Annotated in this window: 17 protein-coding genes and 2 tRNA genes; 11 read left to right on the forward strand and 8 right to left on the reverse strand. The window is 72.7% G+C overall.

Going from position 1 to position 18,531, the window contains the following annotated elements; all coding sequences use genetic code 11:
* Positions 1-46 precede the first annotated feature (46 nt).
* Positions 47-685, reverse strand: a complete 639-nt coding sequence (locus tag MU522_RS09850) for a DUF3043 domain-containing protein (RefSeq protein WP_146357548.1) — start codon at positions 683-685, stop codon at positions 47-49.
* On the opposite strand from MU522_RS09850, the gene MU522_RS09855 reads away from it, so the two are divergent.
* The 5 genes from MU522_RS09855 (at position 684) to MU522_RS09875 (ending at position 5,693) form a co-directional block, all read left to right on the forward strand.
* The gene (locus MU522_RS09855) at positions 684-2,111 is read left to right on the forward strand and encodes a M20/M25/M40 family metallo-hydrolase (RefSeq protein WP_246990799.1); all 1,428 of its coding nucleotides are present in this window, start codon (positions 684-686) and stop codon (positions 2,109-2,111) included. The two genes, MU522_RS09850 and MU522_RS09855, sit on opposite strands and share 2 nt — an antisense overlap.
* A gap of 49 nt (positions 2,112-2,160) precedes the next feature.
* On the forward strand, positions 2,161-2,502 hold the full coding sequence (locus tag MU522_RS09860) for an iron-sulfur cluster assembly accessory protein (protein WP_128188502.1): 342 nt from the start codon (positions 2,161-2,163) through the stop codon (positions 2,500-2,502).
* A gap of 155 nt (positions 2,503-2,657) precedes the next feature.
* Positions 2,658-3,560, forward strand: coding sequence for a cytochrome c oxidase subunit II (gene coxB, locus MU522_RS09865; protein WP_246990800.1), 903 nt, complete (start codon positions 2,658-2,660; stop codon positions 3,558-3,560).
* On the forward strand, positions 3,560-5,272 hold the full coding sequence (gene ctaD / locus MU522_RS09870; RefSeq protein ID WP_246990801.1) for a cytochrome c oxidase subunit I: 1,713 nt from the start codon (positions 3,560-3,562) through the stop codon (positions 5,270-5,272). Before coxB ends, ctaD begins: the two co-directional genes overlap by 1 nt.
* A 1-nt stretch (position 5,273) precedes the next feature.
* A complete protein-coding gene (locus MU522_RS09875) occupies positions 5,274-5,693 on the forward strand; it encodes a cytochrome c oxidase subunit 4 (RefSeq protein ID WP_246990802.1) in 420 nt (139 codons plus the stop codon).
* Positions 5,694-5,748: 55 nt separating this feature from the next.
* On the opposite strand, the gene MU522_RS09880 is transcribed toward MU522_RS09875, so the two are convergent.
* From MU522_RS09880 to pepN, 4 genes are read right to left on the reverse strand one after another with little or no spacing between them, the layout of a single operon-like run.
* On the reverse strand, positions 5,749-7,389 hold the full coding sequence (locus MU522_RS09880) for an FAD-binding dehydrogenase (RefSeq protein ID WP_246990803.1): 1,641 nt from the start codon (positions 7,387-7,389) through the stop codon (positions 5,749-5,751).
* A gap of 13 nt (positions 7,390-7,402) precedes the next feature.
* A complete protein-coding gene (locus tag MU522_RS09885) occupies positions 7,403-7,789 on the reverse strand; it encodes a globin (RefSeq protein WP_246990804.1) in 387 nt (128 codons plus the stop codon).
* Entirely contained in the window at positions 7,786-8,703 is a 918-nt protein-coding gene (locus MU522_RS09890) for a mechanosensitive ion channel domain-containing protein (RefSeq protein ID WP_246990805.1), read from the reverse strand. The genes MU522_RS09885 and MU522_RS09890 overlap by 4 nt, the downstream gene beginning before the upstream one ends.
* A gap of 21 nt (positions 8,704-8,724) precedes the next feature.
* Positions 8,725-11,265: an aminopeptidase N gene (gene pepN, locus MU522_RS09895; protein WP_246990806.1), complete on the reverse strand. Its 2,541-nt coding sequence runs from the start codon at positions 11,263-11,265 to the stop codon at positions 8,725-8,727.
* 88 nt (positions 11,266-11,353) lie between these two features.
* Here pepN and MU522_RS09900 point away from each other — a divergent pair, with 88 nt between their 5' ends.
* Genes MU522_RS09900 through MU522_RS09910 form a run of 3 tightly spaced genes read left to right on the forward strand, consistent with a single transcriptional unit; the run spans position 11,354 to position 13,475 of the window.
* Positions 11,354-11,986, forward strand: a complete 633-nt coding sequence (locus MU522_RS09900; RefSeq protein WP_146357533.1) for a DsbA family protein — start codon at positions 11,354-11,356, stop codon at positions 11,984-11,986.
* A complete protein-coding gene (locus tag MU522_RS09905) occupies positions 11,986-12,471 on the forward strand; it encodes a ribose-5-phosphate isomerase (protein WP_146357531.1) in 486 nt (161 codons plus the stop codon). Before MU522_RS09900 ends, MU522_RS09905 begins: the two co-directional genes overlap by 1 nt.
* Positions 12,471-13,475 carry a DNA-formamidopyrimidine glycosylase family protein gene (locus MU522_RS09910; protein ID WP_246990807.1) on the forward strand — a complete coding sequence of 335 codons (1,005 nt, stop codon included), beginning with the start codon at positions 12,471-12,473 and terminating at the stop codon, positions 13,473-13,475. Before MU522_RS09905 ends, MU522_RS09910 begins: the two co-directional genes overlap by 1 nt.
* 4 nt (positions 13,476-13,479) lie before the next feature.
* Here the strand turns inward: MU522_RS09910 and MU522_RS09915 are convergent, their stop codons facing one another.
* Both MU522_RS09915 and MU522_RS09920 read right to left on the reverse strand, forming a co-directional pair.
* Positions 13,480-14,136 carry a hypothetical protein gene (locus MU522_RS09915; protein WP_246990808.1) on the reverse strand — a complete coding sequence of 219 codons (657 nt, stop codon included), beginning with the start codon at positions 14,134-14,136 and terminating at the stop codon, positions 13,480-13,482.
* A gap of 289 nt (positions 14,137-14,425) precedes the next feature.
* A tRNA-Gly gene (locus MU522_RS09920) sits at positions 14,426-14,496 on the reverse strand.
* Positions 14,497-14,575: 79 nt separating this feature from the next.
* On the opposite strand from MU522_RS09920, the gene MU522_RS09925 reads away from it, so the two are divergent.
* The 3 genes from MU522_RS09925 (at position 14,576) to MU522_RS09935 (ending at position 17,137) form a co-directional block, all read left to right on the forward strand.
* Positions 14,576-15,988 carry a GH1 family beta-glucosidase gene (locus tag MU522_RS09925; RefSeq protein WP_246990809.1) on the forward strand — a complete coding sequence of 471 codons (1,413 nt, stop codon included), beginning with the start codon at positions 14,576-14,578 and terminating at the stop codon, positions 15,986-15,988.
* 152 nt (positions 15,989-16,140) lie between these two features.
* Positions 16,141-16,215 (forward strand) — tRNA-Pro (locus MU522_RS09930).
* A 145-nt stretch (positions 16,216-16,360) separates the two neighbouring features.
* A complete protein-coding gene (locus MU522_RS09935) occupies positions 16,361-17,137 on the forward strand; it encodes a sugar nucleotide-binding protein (RefSeq protein ID WP_246990810.1) in 777 nt (258 codons plus the stop codon).
* Positions 17,138-17,168: 31 nt separating this feature from the next.
* Here MU522_RS09935 and MU522_RS09940 read toward each other — a convergent pair whose 3' ends face one another.
* Entirely contained in the window at positions 17,169-18,461 is a 1,293-nt protein-coding gene (locus MU522_RS09940; RefSeq protein WP_246990811.1) for an NAD(P)-binding domain-containing protein, read from the reverse strand.
* Positions 18,462-18,531: the final 70 nt, after the last annotated feature.

Consider the following 18,531-nt stretch of genomic DNA (forward strand, 5'->3'; position numbering starts at 1 on the left):
CTCCCGCTCGCGCGCAGGGGTGAGGCGGCGGCTCGCGCCGCAGCGCTCACTCCGGCTGCTGGAAGAGCTTCGTCTTCGGCTTCGGCATGCGCATGAACGGCAGCTGCACGGCGCGCATGGTGGCGTACCAGCCGTGGCCCTTCGCATCCTTCTCGCCGAACTTCGCGCGCAGCGCGCGACGCAGCTGCCAGGCCATCACGACCGAGTCGAGCACGACGACGGCGACGAAGCCCCACAGCACGAGGTTGGCGATGAGGCGCCACTGCGGGTCGTTGACGAACGTCATGACGAGCACGACGATCATCATCGGCATCGCGGCGGTGCCGATCGAGAGGCGGGCGTCGACCCAGTCGCGCACGTAGCGCCGCACCGGGCCCTTGTCGCGCGCCGGCAGGTACTTCTCGTCGCCGGACTCGAAGCCGCGACGGGCCTTCTCGCGCTCGCTGCGCATCTTCTCCTGCACCTGGCGCCGCGCCTCCTTGCGGTCCTCGGGGACGAGGGGGCGGCGGTTGCGGGCGACCTGCTCCGACTGCTTCGGCGTGCGACGCACCTCGGTCCCCGGCTGGGGCTGCTTGCTGGCGTCGGAGCGGCTGAACAGCGGCACGTGGAGGTCCTTCTCGCTGGGGGCTGGATCGACCCATCCTACCGCCGCCGCCCTCCCGCCGACGCCTAGGATCGTGCGCATGACTGCTTCCCCCGCTGACTCCCTCCCCGCGCGCCCGGGCGCCGAGCTCTCCGAGCGCGACCGGGCCGTCCTCTCCGCCGTCGATGCCGGCTTCGACCGCGCGGTCGACGACCTGAAGGCGCTCGTGCGCATCCCGAGCGTCTCGTGGGACGCCTACGACGCGGCGCACGTGCAGGCGAGCGCGGAGGCGGTCGCCGCCCTCGCGGAGGGGACGGGCGTGTTCGAGCGCGTCTCGATCGAGCGCGCCCCGATCGGCGACACCGACGAGCTCGGCCAGCCGGCGGTGCTGGCGACCCGACCCGCCCGCGCCGGCCGCCCGTCGATCCTGCTCTACGCCCACCACGACGTGCAGCCCTGGGGCGACGAGGCCCTGTGGCGCACGCCGCCGTTCGAGCCGACCGAGATCGACGGGCGCCTCCACGGCCGCGGCGCCTCCGACGACAAGGCGGGCGTCATCGCGCACATCGCCGCGATCCGCGCGCTCGCCGAGGTCGTCGAGCCCGAGGTGGGCCTCGCGCTGTTCATCGAGGGGGAGGAGGAGCACGGCTCGCGCTCCTTCCAGCGCTTCCTCGAGCAGCACGCCGAGGCGCTCGAGGCCGACGTGATCGTCGTGGCCGACAGCGACAACTGGTCGACCGAGGTGCCGTCGCTCACCGTGGCGCTCCGCGGCAACGTCGCGCTCAACGTGCGCATCACGACGCTCGGCCACGCGAGCCACTCCGGCATGTACGGCGGCGCAGTGCCCGACGCGATGATGGCGTTCTCGAAGCTCGCCGCGACCCTCTGGCACGACGACGGCTCGGTCGCCATCGAGGGCCTCACCGAGGCCGACCTCGACGTCCCGGAGCAGTCGGAGGAGCACCTGCGCGCCGAGGCGGCGCTGCTCGACGGCGTGCAGCTCGTCGGCACCGGCCCGCTGCTGGCGCGCCTCTGGGCCAAGCCTTCGGCGACGATCACCGGGGTCGACGCGCCCAGCGTGCCCGACGCATCCAACACCATCCTCCCGACGATGCGGTTCCGGCTCTCGACGCGCATCGCGCCGGGCCAGTCGGCCGCCGACGCCTTCGCCGCGATCGAGCGCCACCTGCGCGCGCACGCCCCGTTCGGCGCGCACATCGAGCTCGACAGCATCGACCTCGGGGACCCGTTCCTCGTCGACGCGAGCGGCTGGGGCGCGACCGAGGCCAAGCGGGCGATGGCGGATGCGTGGGGCGCGGAGGCGGTCGAGACCGGCATCGGCGGCTCCATCCCGTTCATCGCCGACCTCGTCGCGCAGTTCCCCGGCGCGCAGATCCTGGTGACGGGCGTCGAGGACCCGGGCACGATGGCGCACAGCCCCAACGAGTCGCAGCACCTCGGCGTGCTGCGGCGCGCGATCGGCGCGGAGGCGCTGCTGCTCGCGCGGGCCGGCGACCGCGCGGAATAGACTGGAGACGTCGGGCGTTGCCCCGACGGAGACCGGAGAGGAGCCGCAGATGACCGATCTCGCGACCCATGGCGTCATGCTCACGGAGACGGCCGCCGACAAGGTGCGCCGCCTGCTCGACCAGGAGGGCAGGGACGACCTGCGCCTGCGCGTGGCCGTGCAGCCCGGCGGATGCTCGGGGCTGATCTACCAGCTCTACTTCGACGAGCGCAAGCTCGACGGCGACGTCGTGCGCGACTTCGACGGCGTCGAGGTCATCGTCGACCGCATGAGCGTGCCCTACCTCGACGGCTCGACCATCGACTTCGAGGACTCGATCCAGAAGCAGGGCTTCACGATGGACAACCCCAACGCGCAGGGCAGCTGCGCGTGCGGCGACTCCTTCCACTAGGCCGCGCGAGCAGCCCGCAGCGACACGCCGCCGATCCTTCGGGATCGGCGGCGTCGTCGCGTTCCAGGGGCGCCTCGGAGGCGCGTGGCAGGAGCCTGAGCGCCCTCTGTGGGTACTAGGATCGAGGTGACTGCTCACCGACTCGGAGGAAGACATTGCGCAATCGTCGATCTCGTTGGATCGCCGCCCCGGTCGCGGTGGTCGTCGCCCTTGCGCTCGCCGGATGCACCCAGGCGCAGCTGCAGGGGTGGATGCCGACCGACCCGGGTCTGACGAACCACGTCGACCGCATCATGGGCCTGTGGACGACCTCCTGGATCGTGCTGCTGGGCGTCGGCATCATCACGTGGGGCCTCATGATCTGGGCCGCGATCGCGTACCGCCGCCGCAAGGGCCAGACGGGCCTGCCGGTGCAGCTGCGCTACCACATGCCGATCGAGATCTTCTTCACGATCGTCCCCGTCGTCCTCGTCGCGGGCTTCTTCGCCTTCACGGCGCGCGACCAGGCGATCATCGAGGAGCCGATCGACGACCCCGACTACTCGCTCACCGTCTACGGCAAGCGCTGGGCATGGGACTTCGTCTACGAGCGCGACGGCCAGGACCCGGTCTACTACCAGGGCATCCAGGCGCAGAACGACCCTGAGTCGAACCTCATCGACGCGAGCTCGCTCCCGACGCTGTACCTCCCGACGAACTCCACGATCGAGATCACGCTCGAGTCGCGCGACGTCGCGCACTCGTTCTGGGTGATCGAGTTCCTCTACAAGAAGGACATGCTCCCGGGCGTCACGAACCACATGTACTTCGAGACCGGCGACCAGGAGGGCATCCTGCGCGGCAAGTGCGCCGAGCTCTGCGGCGAGTACCACTCGCTCATGCTCTTCAACGTCGAGCTCGTGAGCCCCGAGGAGTACGACGCCTACCTCGAGAGCCTCGAGGCCGAGGGCAACGTCGGCGCCATCGACGAGTCGGTCAACCCCTTCACCGGTGACGACAACATCGACCCGGGTCACGACGAGAGCGTCGACACCACCAACGAAGGCGAGGAAGACTGATGACCGCCACGGCGACGCGCCCCGCGATCAGCCGCAGCGCTGAGCGCAAGGGCAACACGCTGGTCAAGTGGATCACCTCCACCGACCACAAGACGATCGGGTACCTGTACCTCGGCACCTCGTTCGTCTTCTTCCTCATCGCCGGCGTCATGGCGCTGCTCATCCGCGCGCAGCTGTTCGCGCCGGGTCTCGAGATCGTGCCCACGGAGGAGCAGTACAACCAGCTCTTCACGATGCACGGCACGATCATGCTGCTGATGTTCGCGACGCCGCTCTTCGCAGGCTTCGCCAACGTGCTCATGCCGCTGCAGATCGGCGCGCCCGACGTCGCCTTCCCGCGCCTGAACGCCCTGGCCTACTGGCTGTTCGCCTTCGGGTCGCTCATCGCGATCGGCGGCTTCCTGACGCCGCAGGGCGCGGCCTCGTTCGGCTGGTTCGCCTATACGCCGCTGAGCACCACCGCGTTCTCGCCGGGCATCGGCGGCCACCTGTGGGTGCTGGGCCTCGCGCTGTCGGGCTTCGGCACGATCATGGGCGGCGTCAACTTCATCACCACGATCATCACGATGCGCGCGCCCGGCATGACGATGTTCCGGATGTCGATCTTCTGCTGGAACGTGCTCATCACGTCGCTCCTCGTGATCATCGTCTTCCCGGTGCTCGCGGCGGCCATGTTCGGCCTGGCGATCGACCGCATCTTCGGCGGCCACATCTACGACCCCGCCAACGGCGGCGCCGTGCTCTGGCAGCACCTGTTCTGGTTCTTCGGGCACCCCGAGGTCTACATCATCGCGCTGCCGTTCTTCGGCATCATCTCCGAGGTCATCCCGGTGTTCTCGCGGAAGCCGATCTTCGGCTACAACACCCTCGTGGGTGCGACGATCGCGATCGCGGCGCTGTCGGTGACGGTGTGGGCGCACCACATGTACGTCACGGGCACGGTGCTGCTGCCGTGGTTCTCGCTCATGACGATGCTCATCGCGGTGCCGACCGGCGTGAAGATCTTCAACTGGATCGGCACGATGTGGCGCGGCTCGATCACGTGGGAGTCGCCCATGCTGTGGGCGTTCGGCTTCCTCGTGACGTTCACGTTCGGCGGCCTGACGGGCGTCATCCTCGCCTCCCCGCCGCTCGACTTCGCGATCTCTGACACCTACTTCGTGGTCGCGCACTTCCACTACGTCGTCTTCGGCACGGTCGTGTTCGCGATGTTCTCGGGCTTCTACTTCTGGTGGCCCAAGTGGACCGGCAAGATGCTGAACGACCGCCTCGGCCACGTGCACTTCTGGATGCTCTTCATCGGCTTCCACATGACGTTCCTCATCCAGCACTGGCTGGGCGTCATCGGCATGCCGCGCCGGTACTACACGTACCTGGCGGAGGACGGCTTCACGTGGATGAACCAGCTGTCGACCGTGGGCGCGATGATCCTCGGCCTGTCGATGGTGCCGTTCCTCTGGAACGTGTGGATCACGGCCCGCACGGCGCCGCGCGTGACCGTCGACGACCCCTGGGGCACCGGGCGCTCGCTCGAGTGGGCGACGAGCTGCCCGCCGCCGCGGCACAACTTCCACGCGATCCCGCGCATCCGCTCGGAGTCGCCGGCGTTCGACCTGCACCACCCGAACGCGGGCCCGCAGTACGGCGTCGGACCGCTGAAGGACGCCCCGAACCGACCCGTGGTCGACCTGCAGAAGGACGAGGTCCGCTGACATGCGCTCGAACATCGTCATCCTGACGGTCATCGCCGTCTTCTTCTACCTCTGCGCCGCCGTCTACACGGTCTGGCACATGGGCTCGTACGACGGCCGCATCGAGTGGGCCGGGACGCTGGGCATGGCGCTCGTGGGCGTGATGTGCACGCTCATCGCCTTCTACCTCGTGCTCGTGCATCGCGGCCAGCACGGCGAGCTCGCGATGGACCGCCTCGACGCCGAGCTCGACGAGGACGACCCCGACCAGGGGCACTTCTCGCCGTGGAGCTGGTGGCCGATCGCGCTCGCCGGCGCCCTCGCGGTGATGTTCCTGTCGCTCGCGGGCCCCACGTTCCTCATCCCCATCGGCGCGGGCCTGCTGGCCATCGTCATGGTCGGCTGGGTGTACGAGTACTACCGCGGCAACTTCAGCCGCTGACGACCCGACACGAGCGCCCCGTCCCGAGCGGACGGGGCGCTCTGCCGTCCGCGCCTCAGACCGCGCGGCCGGCGCGGAGGCCGGTGTGCAGGCAGCCGCCGAGGAAGGTGCCCTCGAGCGCCCGGTAGCCGTGCACGCCGCCGCCGCCGAAGCCGGCCGCCTCGCCCACGGCGAAGAGGCCGGGCACCGGTGCGCCGTCGGCGCCGAGCGCGCGCGAGTCGAGGTCGGTCTGGATGCCGCCGAGGGTCTTGCGGGTGAGGGTGCGCAGGCGCACGGCGATGAGCGGCCAGTGGCGCTCGTCGAGGATGCGGTGCGGCGCCGCGGTGCGCACGAGCCGGTCGCCGATGTACTCGCGGGCGCGGCGGATCTCGACCGCCTGCGGATCGTGGGAGGCGGGGTCGGCGACGGCCGCGTCGCGCTCCTCGATCGCGGCGACGACGGCGGCCCGGTCGAGCGCGCCGTCGCCGCCGAGCCGCTCCATGCCGTCGAGCAGCTCGGTGAGGCTGCCCGCGACGACGAAGTCCTCGCCGTGGTCGAGGAACGCCTGCACGGGCGCGGGCGCGCCCGGCAGCACCCGCTGCAGCAGCCGCGGGATGCTCCTGCCGGTCAGGTCGGGGTTCTGCTCGGAGCCCGAGAGCGTGAACTCCTTCTCGACGATCGACTGCGTGAGCACGAACCACGAGTGCTCGGCGCCGACGGAGCGCAGGTGCTCGAGCGTCGCGAGCGTGTCGAAGCCGGGGTAGTTGGGGGAGGGCAGCCGATGGCCCCGGTGGTCGAGCCAGAGGCTCGAGGGCCCGGGGAGGATGCGGATGCCGTGGTCGGGCCAGATCGGATCCCAGTTGGCGACGCCCTCGGTGTAGTGCCACATCCGGTCCTCGTTCACGAGTCGCGCGCCCGCGTCGACGGCGAGCCGGAGCCCGGAGCCGTCGACGTGCAGCGGCACGCCGCGCACGGCCTCGCGCGGCGCCGCGCCGAGGCGCGCGGGCCAGAGCGCCCGCACCCGCTCGAGCTCGCCGCCGATGCCGCCCGTCGCGACCACCATCGACTCGGCGCGCACCTCGAAGGCACCGATGGCCTCCCGGCTCGACGGCTCGCCGCGCACCGTCAGGTCGTCGGCCAGCCGGTCGCCGGCGACGCCGACGACCCGGCCGTCCTCGACGAGCAGGCGCGTCGCGCGGTGGCGGAACGAGAGCCGCACGCGCCCGTCGGCGACCGCGTCGCGCAGCCGGCGCGTGAAGGGCGCGACGAGGCCGGGGCCGGTGCCCCAGACGATGTGGAACCGCGGCACGGTGTTGCCGTGGCCGCCGGGCGTGCGGGCACCGCGCTCGGCGTGCCCCACGACCGGGAAGAGGCGCACGCCGAGCGAGCGCAGCCAGGGGGAGAGGTCGCGGTGGGCGAACTCCAGGTAGGCCTCCGCCCACAGCCTGCCCCACGCATCCTCGTCGCGGTCGAAGCCGGCGCTGCGCGCCCAGTCGGCGCGCGCGAGCTCGAGCGAGTCGTGGATGCCGAGGCGGCGCTGCTCGGGGGAGTCGACGAGCAGCAGGCCGCCGAACGACCAGAACGCCTGCCCGCCGATCGAGCGGGGGCCCTCCTGCTCGACGATGCGCACCGTGCGGCCGCGGTCGAGCGCCTCGCACGCGGTGACGAGGCCGGCGAGGCCCGCTCCGATGACGACGACGTCCTCTGCTGCGGCCACGGCGGTCTCCTTCTCAGCGGATGAGCGGGTTGCGGTTGAGCATCGCCGTCGCGGCGCGCTCGAAGTAGTCGTCGAGCTCGGCCCGGTGCAGCGGCGCGGGGTCGACGGCGTCGAGCGCGCCCCGCATGCACGCGAGCCACCGCTCGCGCGCGTCGGGGTCGACCGGGAACGGCGCGTGGCGCATGCGCAGCCGCGGGTGCCCGCGCTGCTCGCTGTAGGCCGTCGAGCCGCCCCAGTACTGCTCGAGGAACATGCGGAAGCGGTCCTCGGCGCCGGCGCGGTCGTCCTGCGGGTACATCGGGCGGAGCACGTCGTCCTGCCACACGCGCTCGTAGAACTCGTGCACGAGGCGCGCGAAGAACGGGCTGCCGCCGACGGCGTCGTGGAGGGTCTGCGTCATGCCTGCCCGCCCTTCGTCGGCGGCTGCTCGCGGAGCCCCTGCACGACGACCTTCTGCAGCGACGGCAGCTCGACGCCGAGGTCGTCGAGCCCCGCCTTGACGCGGCGGCGCAGCTCGCGCGCGACGTCGTCCTTCGCGCTCGCGCGGGTCTTCACCACGAGCCGGATGACGACCGCTTCGGCCGACACCGACTCGATGCCCCACGTCTCGGGCTTGTCGATGATGCGGCCGACCCACTCGGGCGACTCGCTCATCTCGGTGGCGACGTCGAGCAGGCGCTGCTCGACCGCGTCGACGTCGGCGTGGTACGGCACGGCCTGGTCGATGATGGCGCGCGCCCAGCCCTGCGACTTGTTGCCGACGCGCACGATCTCGCCGTTGCGCACGTACCAGAGCGTGCCGTGCACGTCGCGCACCTGCGTCACGCGGATGCCGACCGACTCGACGACGCCGGAGGCCTCGCCGAGGTCGACGACGTCGCCGATGCCGAGCTGATCCTCGAACACCATGAACAGGCCGTTCAGGAAGTCCTTGATGACGCCCTGCGCGCCGATGCCGGCGGCGGCGCCGAGGAAGCCCGCCATCGCGACGAGCGACCCGGCGTTCACGCCGAGGATGCTGAGGATCAGGATGAGCGCGAGCGCCGTGATCACCCAGGCGACCATCGTGTTCAGCACGCTGCCGATCGCGCGGGTGCGCTGCACGACGCGCACCTGCGCGAGCGGCGAGCTGCTGAGCGCCTCGGTGTCGGCGGCGTCGGCCCGGCGCTTCACGCCGGTGACGACCTCGTGGACGACGCGGCCGATGACGGCCTTCACGATCCAGAACGCGATGAAGGCGCCGACGACCACCAGCAGCACGCCGATCGGCGCGCCCCAGGTCTGCCACCACTCGCCGAACGAGCTCCAGCTCACGTCACCCACGAGGCCCTCCGGTCACGCGTCCCGCTGCTGCGCCTTGAGCGCCCGCTCGACGCCGGCGAGGTGCTCGACCACGATGCGGCGCAGCGCCGGCACGGCCGACTCGTTGTCGGCGAGCCACGCGCGGGTCGCCTCCGCGAGCCGCTCGTCGGCGAGCACCGCCGGGTAGAGGCCGACGAGCAGCCCCTCCGCCACCTGGTAGGTGCGGGAGTCCCAGATCTGCTGGATGGCGTCGTGGTAGCGGGCGACGAGCGGCTCGAGCGAGGATGCGTCGTTCACGTGCTGCAGGCCGAGGCCGGTGTAGCGCACGATCATGTTCGACGCGCCCGCCTCGTCCGCGACCGACGCGAACGCGGCCTCCTTGCCCTCGGCCGTGGGGACGGTCGCGCGCGCCCGGGCGGCGAACTGCCGGCCGGTCGCGGTGTCGTCGCTCGCGAGCTCCGCGGCGATCTCCTCCTCGCCGGCGGCGCCGTTCAGCACGAGGCCGTCGAGCAGCTGCCACCGCAGGTCGGCGTCGATCGCGAGGCCCTCGAGCGTGCGGCTGCCGTCGAGGAGGCCCCGCAGCGCCGCGACGTGCGCGTCGGTCGAGGCGAGCCCGGCGAAGGCGCCGACGAACTGGAACTGCGCGTCCGAGCCGGGCTGAGCCTGCTCGGCGAGCTGCCACAGCGCGTCGCCGACGCGCTCGATGGTCGCCGCGCGGCGCTCGGGGTGCACGTAGGTGCGGGCGGCCTGCGCCAGCTGCGCGAGGGCGAGGCGGATGGTCGTCGACTCGGTCTCGGCGCCGATGTTCGCGAGCACGAGGTCGACGTAGTCGCTCGCCGGGGTCTCGGCGTCGCGGGTCGCGTCCCAGGCCGCGCCCCACACGAGCGCCCGGGCGAGGGGCGCCTCGATGTCGCGCAGGTGCTCGATCGCGGTGGCCATCGACTCGTCGTCGAGGCGGATCTTCGCGTAGGCGAGGTCGTCGTCGTTCAGCAGGATGAGCGCGGGCCGCAGGTGGCCGGCCAGCTGCGGCACGTCGGTCGACTCGCAGTCGATGTCGAGCTCGACGCGGTGGGTGCGGCGCAGCACCTCGTCCTCGAGCTCGTAGAAGCCGACCGCGATGCGGTGCGGGCGCAGCGTCGGCCACTCGGCCGGCGCCGTCTGCTCGATCGCGAACGACGAGATGATGCCGTCGGCGGTGAGCTCCATCTTCGGGCGCAGCGTGTTGACGCCGGCCGTCTCGAGCCACTTGCGGCTCCAGTCGCCGAGGTCGCGGCCGCTCGCGGCCTCGAGCTCCGAGAGCAGGTCGGTGAGCTCGGTGTTGCCCCACGCGTGCTTGCGGAAGTAGGCGCCGACGCCCTGCATGAACGACTCGAGGCCCACCCAGGCGACGAGCTGCTTGAGCACCGAGCCGCCCTTGGCGTACGTGATGCCGTCGAAGTTGACCTGCACGTCCTCGAGGTCGCGGATCTCGGCGACGATCGGGTGCGTCGAGGGCAGCTGGTCCTGGCGGTACGCCCAGGTCTTCTCCATGGCCTGGAACGTCGTCCACGCGCCCGTCCACTCGGTCGCCTCGGCGGTGGCGAGGGTCGACGCCCACTCGGCGAACGACTCGTTGAGCCACAGGTCGTTCCACCAGCGCATCGTGACGAGGTCGCCGAACCACATGTGGGCCAGCTCGTGCAGCACCGTGACGACGCGGCGCTCGCGGATGGCGTCGGTCACCTGCGCGCGGAACACGTACGACTCCGTGAACGTCACGCATCCGGCGTTCTCCATCGCGCCCGCGTTGAACTCGGGCACGAACAGCTGGTCGTACTTCTCGAACGGGTAGGCGACGCCGAACTGGTCCTCGAAGAACGCGAAGCCCTTGCGGGTGATGTCGAACAGGTAGTCGGCGTCCATGTGCTCGGCGAGCGACGCGCGGCAGAAGATGCCGAGCGGGATGGTGCGGCCGTCGCTCGAGGTGAGCTCGGCGCGGGTGACCGTGTAGGGGCCTGCGACGAGCGCGGTGATGTAGCTCGAGATGCGCGGCGTCGGCTCGAAGGCCCAGGTGCCGGTGTCGCCCTCGACGACCGGCTCGGGCGTGGGCTGGTTCGACACGACCTGCCACGCGGCGGGCGCCGTGACGGTGAAGCGGAACTCGGCCTTGAGGTCGGGCTGCTCGAAGACGGCGAACACGCGGCGCGAGTCGGGCACCTCGAACTGGGAGTAGAGGTAGGCCTCGCCGTCGACCGGGTCGACGAAGCGGTGCAGGCCCTCGCCGGTGTTGACGTACATCGCGTCGGAGACGACGGTCAGCTCGTTCTCGGCCTGGAGGCCCTCGAGCTGGATGCGCACGCCGTCGTTCACGGCGGCGACGTCGAGCTCGGCGCCGTTCAGCGTGACCGAGTGCACCTGCTTGGAGATGTGGTCGATGAACGTGGATGCGCCGTCCTGGGCGCGGAAGCGCACCGTCGTCGTCGAGCGGAACACCTCGTCCCCGGTCGTCAGGTCGAGCGCGACGTCGTAGCCGTCGACCTCGACGAGCGCTGCGCGCTCCTGGGCTTCGGTGCGGGTGAGGTTCTCTCCGGGCACGCGGGACTCCTTCGGCAGTGTGTGCTGGTGCGCTCCAGCGTAGTGGCGCGGCGACGGGCGCCCGCCGTGCCCTCGGTAGCATCGAGCCATGACGATCGAGGCCCCCGCAGACCAGCCGCAGCGCGTGCGCATGTGGTTCGACCCGACCTGCCCGTGGGCGTGGATGACCAGCCGCTGGCTGGGCGAGGTCGCCGACGTGCGCGGGCTCGACGTGGACTGGCAGGTGATGAGCCTCGCGGTGCTCAACGAGGGCCGCGACCTGCCCGAGTCGTACGCCGCGCGCATGCCGCGCTCGATGCGCCTCACGCGCCTCGTCACCGCCGCGCGCGCCGCGGGCGGCGACGCCGTCGTGAAGCCCCTGTACGACGCGCTCGGCACGCGCATCCACCCCGACGGCCGCAACGACGACGACGCGATCATCGCCGAGGCGCTCGCCGAGGTGGGGCTCGACGCCGCGCTCGCGAGCGAGACGGATGCGCACGACGAGGCGCTGCGCGACAGCCACGGCCGCGCCATCGAGCTCGTCGGCGACGACGTCGGCACGCCCGTGATCGCCGTCGACGACGTCGCGTTCTTCGGCCCCGTCGTCAGCCCCGCGCCCACCGGCGAGGAGGCGCTCCGCATGTTCGACGGCATCGTCGCCGCCGCATCCGTCGACGGCTTCTTCGAGCTCAAGCGCTCGCGCACCCGCGGGCCGGTCTTCGGCGCAGAGGAGGCGTGATGCGCGTCCACATCGCCACCGACCACGCCGGCTTCGAGATCTCGAAGCGGCTCGTCGCCCACCTCGAGGCCGCCGGCCACGAGGCGGTCGACCACGGCCCGGTCGACTACGACGCCGAGGACGACTACCCGTCGTTCTGCATCAACGCGGCGCGCGCGGTCGTGCGCGACCAGCGCGACGGCGTCGAGGCGCTCGGCGTCGTCTTCGGCGGCTCGGGCAACGGCGAGCAGATGGCGGCGAACAAGGTCGAGGGCGTGCGCGCGGCGCTCGCCTGGAGCCTCGCGACCGCGCGGCTCGCGCGCGAGCACAACGACGCGAACGTCGTGGCGGTCGGCGCGCGCCAGCACACCGAGGAGGAGATGCTCGAGATCATCGACGCCTTCCTCGCCACGCCCTTCTCGGGCGCCGAGCGGCACGCGCGCCGCATCGCGCAGCTCGGGGAGTACGAGACCACGGGCGGCATCGCGGGCCACGAGATCCGCTGATGCCGGAGGGGCACTCCGTCCATCGCATCGCCCGGCAGTTCGGCGCGAACTTCGTCGGGCGCACCGCCCGGGTGACGAGCCCGCAAGGGCGGTTCGAGGTGGGCGCTGCCGAGCTCGACGGGCTCGAGATCACCTCCTCCGAGGCGATCGGCAAGCACCTGCTGCTCGGCTTCGGCGGCACCGCTGCCCAGCCCGCGCAGGTGCTGCACGTGCACCTCGGCATCTACGGCGCGTGGGACTTCGCCGGCGCCATCAGCGTCGACCCGACCATCCTCGCCGCGGTCGGGCGGATGGGCCAGACCGGCATGCGCGGCATCCCCGTGCGCGCCGGCGTCGACGGCGAGCACGAGGATTCGATCGCGTCGATCGGCGCGCCGCGCCTCGCGCGGCTGCGGGCGGGGGAGCAGGAGACGGCGACGGAGGCCGGGGACTTCCCGCCGGAGCCCGTCGGGCAGGTGCGCGTGCGCATCCTCACCGACACCGCCGTCGCCGACCTGCGCGGGCCGACCGTCTGCGAGGTGCTCGAGCCGGTCGAGGTCGCCGCGCTCGCCGAGCGGCTGGGGCCCGACCCCGAGGCGCCGACCGAGTCGCGCCGCAAGGCCGAGGACCGCTTCGTCGCGCGCGCGTCGCGCTCCAACCAGCCCATCGGGCAGCTGCTCATGGACCAGTCGGTCGTCGCCGGGATCGGCAACGTCTACCGGGCCGAGCTGCTCTTCCGGGCCCGCATCGACCCGCACCGGCCGGGCAGCGCCGTCACCGACGACGAGCTGCGCGCGCTCTGGCGCGACTGGGTGAAGCTGCTGCGCATCGGCGTCGAGACGGGCCAGATGCTCACGATCGACGGCCTCCGCGGCGCGCGGCGGGCCGCGGCGCTCGCGAACCGCGCCGACCGCCACTGGGTCTACAAGCGCGAGGGGCTGCCGTGCCGCCGCTGCGGCACGAGCATCGCGCTCGAGACGATGCAGGGGCGCAAGCTGTACTGGTGCCCCGGCTGCCAGCTGTGAGGGCTCAGCCGAAGCGGTAGACGGTGCCCGGCTCGAGCGTGCCGCGGTCGTTCGTCGTGAACACCCAGCTGCCCGTCGTAGCCGCGTCGTCGCGCACGGCGACGATCACCTGCACCGACTCGCGGTCGCCGGGCGCGAAGTCCCACACGTAGCCGAGGTCGTTCGGGGCGGCTGCTGTCGAGGCGGAGTTCTGGTCCGACAGCGGTGCGCCGTCCGGCTGGTAGCCGATCGTCATGTCGTGCATGGGGTGCGTCGTGATGACGCCGACGTTCTCGATCTCGAGCTCCAGCACCACGAAGCGCTCGTTCGCGCGCGGGGTCGAGCCCGTCTGCAGCGCGAGCGAGTCGGCCGGGTCGATCGACCGCAGCGCCGTCACCTCCCACGTGGAGCCGCGCTCGGTGTGGATGACGACCGTCTCGCCGTAGGCGAAGTCGCCCGGCGCCGTCGTGGGCAAGGGCGGCTCGGTGGGCCCGTTGGTCGTCGGCGGGGGAGCGAGGTCGGTGAAGGCGGGGGATGCCGTGGTCGGGATCGCGGGATCCTCCGGCGTCTCCGGCGGCAGGGCCACGCACGCGGCGAGCGTCAGCGCGGCGGCGGCGACCATCGCCGCGCCGAGCCGGGGCGAGCCCTGGCGGCGGGGGCGGGTCCGCAGTCGCGCATGCACACCGGCACGCTACCGGCAGCGGCTGTGGCTGCGCCTCGCACGCCGGCCGATGTGGTGTCGACTCGGCCGCTGCGCGGCCGGCTCGACCAGCGGGGGCACGGCGACCGTGGTGGTCTCGACTCGGCCGCTGCGCGGCCGGCTCGACCAGCGGGGGCACGGCGACCGTGGTGGTCTCGACTCGGCCGCTGCGCGGCCGGCTCGACCAGCGGGGGCACGGCCGCCGATGTGGTCTCGACTCGGCCGCTGCGCGGCCGGCTCGACCGGCGGGGGAGCGGGCGACACCGAAGGGAGCGGGCGACGGGAATCGAACCCGCGTAATCAGTTTGGAAGACTGAGGCTCTACCATTGAGCTACGCCCGCGCGCCCCGGGCCGCGTGCCTCGGGACTGCACGAATCTACCGCATCGGCGCCCGCGCATCCGCCCCGATACGCTTCTCGGGTGCAGCGCAGCATCCCAGCAGACCTCATCCTCGGCGGCGCGACCGCCGCCTACCAGATCGAGGGCGCCGCGGCCGAGGACGGCCGCCGCCCGGGCATCTGGGACGCCTTCGCCCGCGTGCCCGGCGCCGTGATCGACGGCCACACGGGCGACGTCGCGTGCGACCACTACCACCGCATGCCCGACGACGTCGCGCTCATGCGCGAGCTGGGCCTGCAGACCTACCGCTTCTCGACCAGCTGGGCGCGCGTCTGCCCCGACGGCGGCGCGCCGAACGCGAAGGGCCTCGACTTCTACTCGCGGCTCGTCGACGAGCTGCTGGGCGTCGACATCCTCCCGTGGCTGACGCTCTACCACTGGGACCTGCCGCAGGCGCTCGAGGAGGCCGGCGGCTGGCCCGAGCGCGACACCGCGAGCCGCTTCGTCGACTACGCGCTCGCCGTGCACGAGCGGCTCGGCGACCGCGTGCAGAACTGGACGACGCTCAACGAGCCGTGGTGCTCGTCGTTCCTCTCCTACACGGCCGGCGCGCACGCCCCCGGCCGGCAGAGCGTCGCCGACGGCCTCGCCGCCGGCCACCACCTGCTGCTCGCGCACGGCATGGCGGTGCAGGCGCTGCGCGAGGCCGGCGCCGAGCGGCTCGGCATCACCCTGAACCTCACCGTCGCCGACCCCGTCGACCCCGACAGCGCATCCGACCGCGACGCCGCCCGCCGCATCGACGAGCAGTTCAACCGCTTCTTCATCGATCCCATCCTGCGCGGCAGCTACCCCGAGACGCTGCTCGCCGATGTCGGCCACCTCGGCCTCGACGCCGTGGTGCAGGAGGGCGACCTCGCGATCATCGGCTCGCCGATCGACGTGCTGGGCGTGAACTACTACCACGGCGATGCGTGCTCGTTCGAGCCGCCCGCCGAGCCGCTGCTGCAGGACGCGCCGACCGACCGCGCCGTCGGCAGCCCGTACCCGGCCGCCGACGGCGTGCACATGCACCCGCGCGGCCTGCCCACGACGACCATGGGCTGGGAGGTGCAGCCCGAGGGGCTCACGCGGCTGCTGCGGCGCGTGCACGAGGAGTACGCGGGGCCGAAGGGCGTCGAGATCTGGGTGACCGAGAACGGCGCCGCCTACGACGACGAGGTGGTGACGGATGCGGCGACCGGCGAGGCGCGGATCCACGACGCCGAGCGGGTCGAGTTCCTGCGCGCGCACGTGGGCGCCATCCTCGACGCGATCGACGCGGGCGTGCCGGTCAAGGGCTACATGTACTGGTCGCTGCTCGACAACTACGAGTGGGCGTGGGGCTACCACAAGCGCTTCGGCATCGTGCGGGTCGACTACGACACGCAGGAGCGCACGGTGAAGGACTCCGGGCTCGAGCTCGCGCGGATGATCCGCGAGCGGACGCTGTAGCGGCGCGGCCCGGCAACGGGACCCCGTCGGCCGAACGGGACCCGGTGCACCGGGTCCCGTTCGGTGCAAGGGGTCCCCGTTCCACCGCCGCTCGCGTGCGGCGGCGTTGGCGTGCGCCGATAGACTTCCCCGTCGTACGGGAGCGATCCCGACGGGGCGTAGCTCAGCTTGGCTAGAGCGCCCGCTTTGGGGGCGGGAGGTCGCAGGTTCGAATCCTGTCGCCCCGACGTGCGTGCCGGGATGGGGAGTCGGGCCGGGGGCAGCGACGCGCCGCCCCGCGGGTTTGCATCCTGTCGCCCCGACACGGGTTCGGAGACGGCGGCGCAACGCACGCTGCTCGTCGGCTGCGGCGAGGTCGGCACCCGCCTCGGCATGCGTCTCGTGGCGAGCGGCGGCGAGGTCGTCGCCCTCCGCCGCCGCACCGACGGGCTGCCCGCCGCGCTGACGCCGCTCGCCGTCGACCTCGGCGAGCCGGTGCCTCGCGGGCTGCTGCCGGAGGTCGACGCGATGGTCGTGACGCTGCCGCCCGGCCCCGACGACGACGCGTACGTGCGCTCGCTGCAGCACCTCGCCGACGCGCTGCCGGAGCCGCCGAGGCGCGTGGTGCTCGTCTCCTCGACGCGCGTGCTCGAGGGCCTGGCCGGCGCGGAGGTGCGCACGGAGGCGGATGCGCCGGCGCCGGTCTCGGCGCGCGCCAGGACGCTGCTCGAAGGGGAGCGCTTCGCCCGCGAGCGGCTCGGCGCGCTCGTGGTGCGTCCCGCGGGCATCTACGGCCCCGGCCGCGAGCGGCTCGTGCGCACGGTGCTCGAGCGCACGCCCGTGCAGCACGCGCAGCGCACCAATCGCATCCACGAGACCGACCTCGTGCGCGCCCTCGAGGCGATGCTGATGGCCGCAGACCCGCCGCATCTGCTGCACGCGGTCGACCGGCGCCCGGCGCCGCTCGGCGAAGTGGTCGGCTGGATCGCCGCGCGGCTGGGCGTCGAGCCGCCGCCGCGCATCCTGCCGGAGGTCGCCGGCGGCACGGTGCTCGCCGGCGACCGGCTGCTGGCGCTCCTCGGCGACCTGCGGTTCCCCTCCTTCGAGGAGGGCTACGGCGCGATGCTCGACGCCCGCGCGGGCGGCGCTCCGCCGACCGGCCGGGCCTGATCGCCGGGCCAGCGTCCGGCGAGCGGCCCCCTCAGACGGCGACGGCCTCGGCCCGCTCGGCCTGCGCCGGCGCCGGAGCGGCGCAGCAGCCGCCGCCGAAGTCGCCCGCTCCGCCGCACACGCCGGTCTCGGGCAGCACGAGCTCGTTGCGGGCGGCCGCCTCGTGGTCGCCGGCCAGGTGCGCGACGACGCTGCGCACCTGCTCGTAGCCCGTGAGCGCGAGGAACGTCGGCGCTCGGCCGTAGCTCTTCGCGCCGATGACGAACAGGCCGGGCTCGGGCTGGGCGAGCTCGGCGACGCCGGTCGCGGCGACCGTGCCGCACGAGTGGACGTTGGGGTCGATCTCGGCGGCGAGGCCCGCGACCGCGTCGAGGGACGGGTCGACCGCGACGCGCACCTCCGACAGGATCGAGAGGTCGGGGCGGAAGCCCGTGAGCGCGAAGAGCCGCGCGACCGGGCCCGCCTCGCGGCCGTCGTCGCCGACGAGCACGATCCCGTCGCCGGCGCGACGCACCTCGTCGAGGCGGAAGCCGGTCACGACCTCGACGAGGCCCTGCTCGATCGCCTTCCGCGCCCGCGAGCCGAGCGCGGCCCGCTGGGGGAGCGCATCCGCCTCCCCGCCGCCGAGCGCACCCTCGGCCGATGCGCGCCGCAGCAGCCATGTCACGCGCGTGCCGGGGCTGCGCTCGGCGAGCTCGGCGAGCCGCAGCACGGCGTGCGTCGCGGAGTGGCCGGCGCCGACGACGGCGACGTGCGCGCCTGCCAGCTCGGCGACCTCGGCGGGGATGCGGTAGTCGATGCGGTCGGCGGCGGCGCGCTCGCCGAGCGCGGGGGTGCCGTCGGCGCCGGCGGGCGCGGGCGTGCGCCACGTGCCGGATGCGTCGAGCACGGCCTGGGCGAGCAGGCGCCGTTCGACGCCGTCGCGGTCGACGGTGCGCACGACGAACGGCTGCTCGGCGCGCCCGGCGTCGACCACCTTGTCGCGCCCTCGGCGGCTGATCGAGACGACCTCCTGGCCGTAGCGCACGCGGTCTCCGAGCGCCGCGGCGAGCGGCTGCAGGTAGTCGCGCACCCAGGCGGCGCCCTTGGGGTAGCCGCGCGTGGGGATGGACGTGCCCGCGGCCTCGAGCAAGCGGCGGCTCGCCGTGTCGACCAGCTCGTCCCACGCGGAGAAGAGCCGCACGTGGCTCCACTCCGAGACGGCGGCGCCTGCCGCGTCGCCGCGCTCGAGCACGAGCGGCTCGAAGCCGCGCTCGAGCAGGTGCGCGGCCGCGGCGAGGCCCTGCGGGCCGGCGCCGACGACGATGACGGGAAGGTCGTGCATGGCTGTCTCCTCATCGGGACGAGTCGTATCGAAGGTGATCGATGCGTTGATCGTGCACGACGTATCGACG

The sequence above is a fragment of the Agrococcus sp. SCSIO52902 genome (genome assembly GCF_022983135.1).
GTDB lineage: Bacteria > Actinomycetota > Actinomycetes > Actinomycetales > Microbacteriaceae > Agrococcus > Agrococcus sediminis.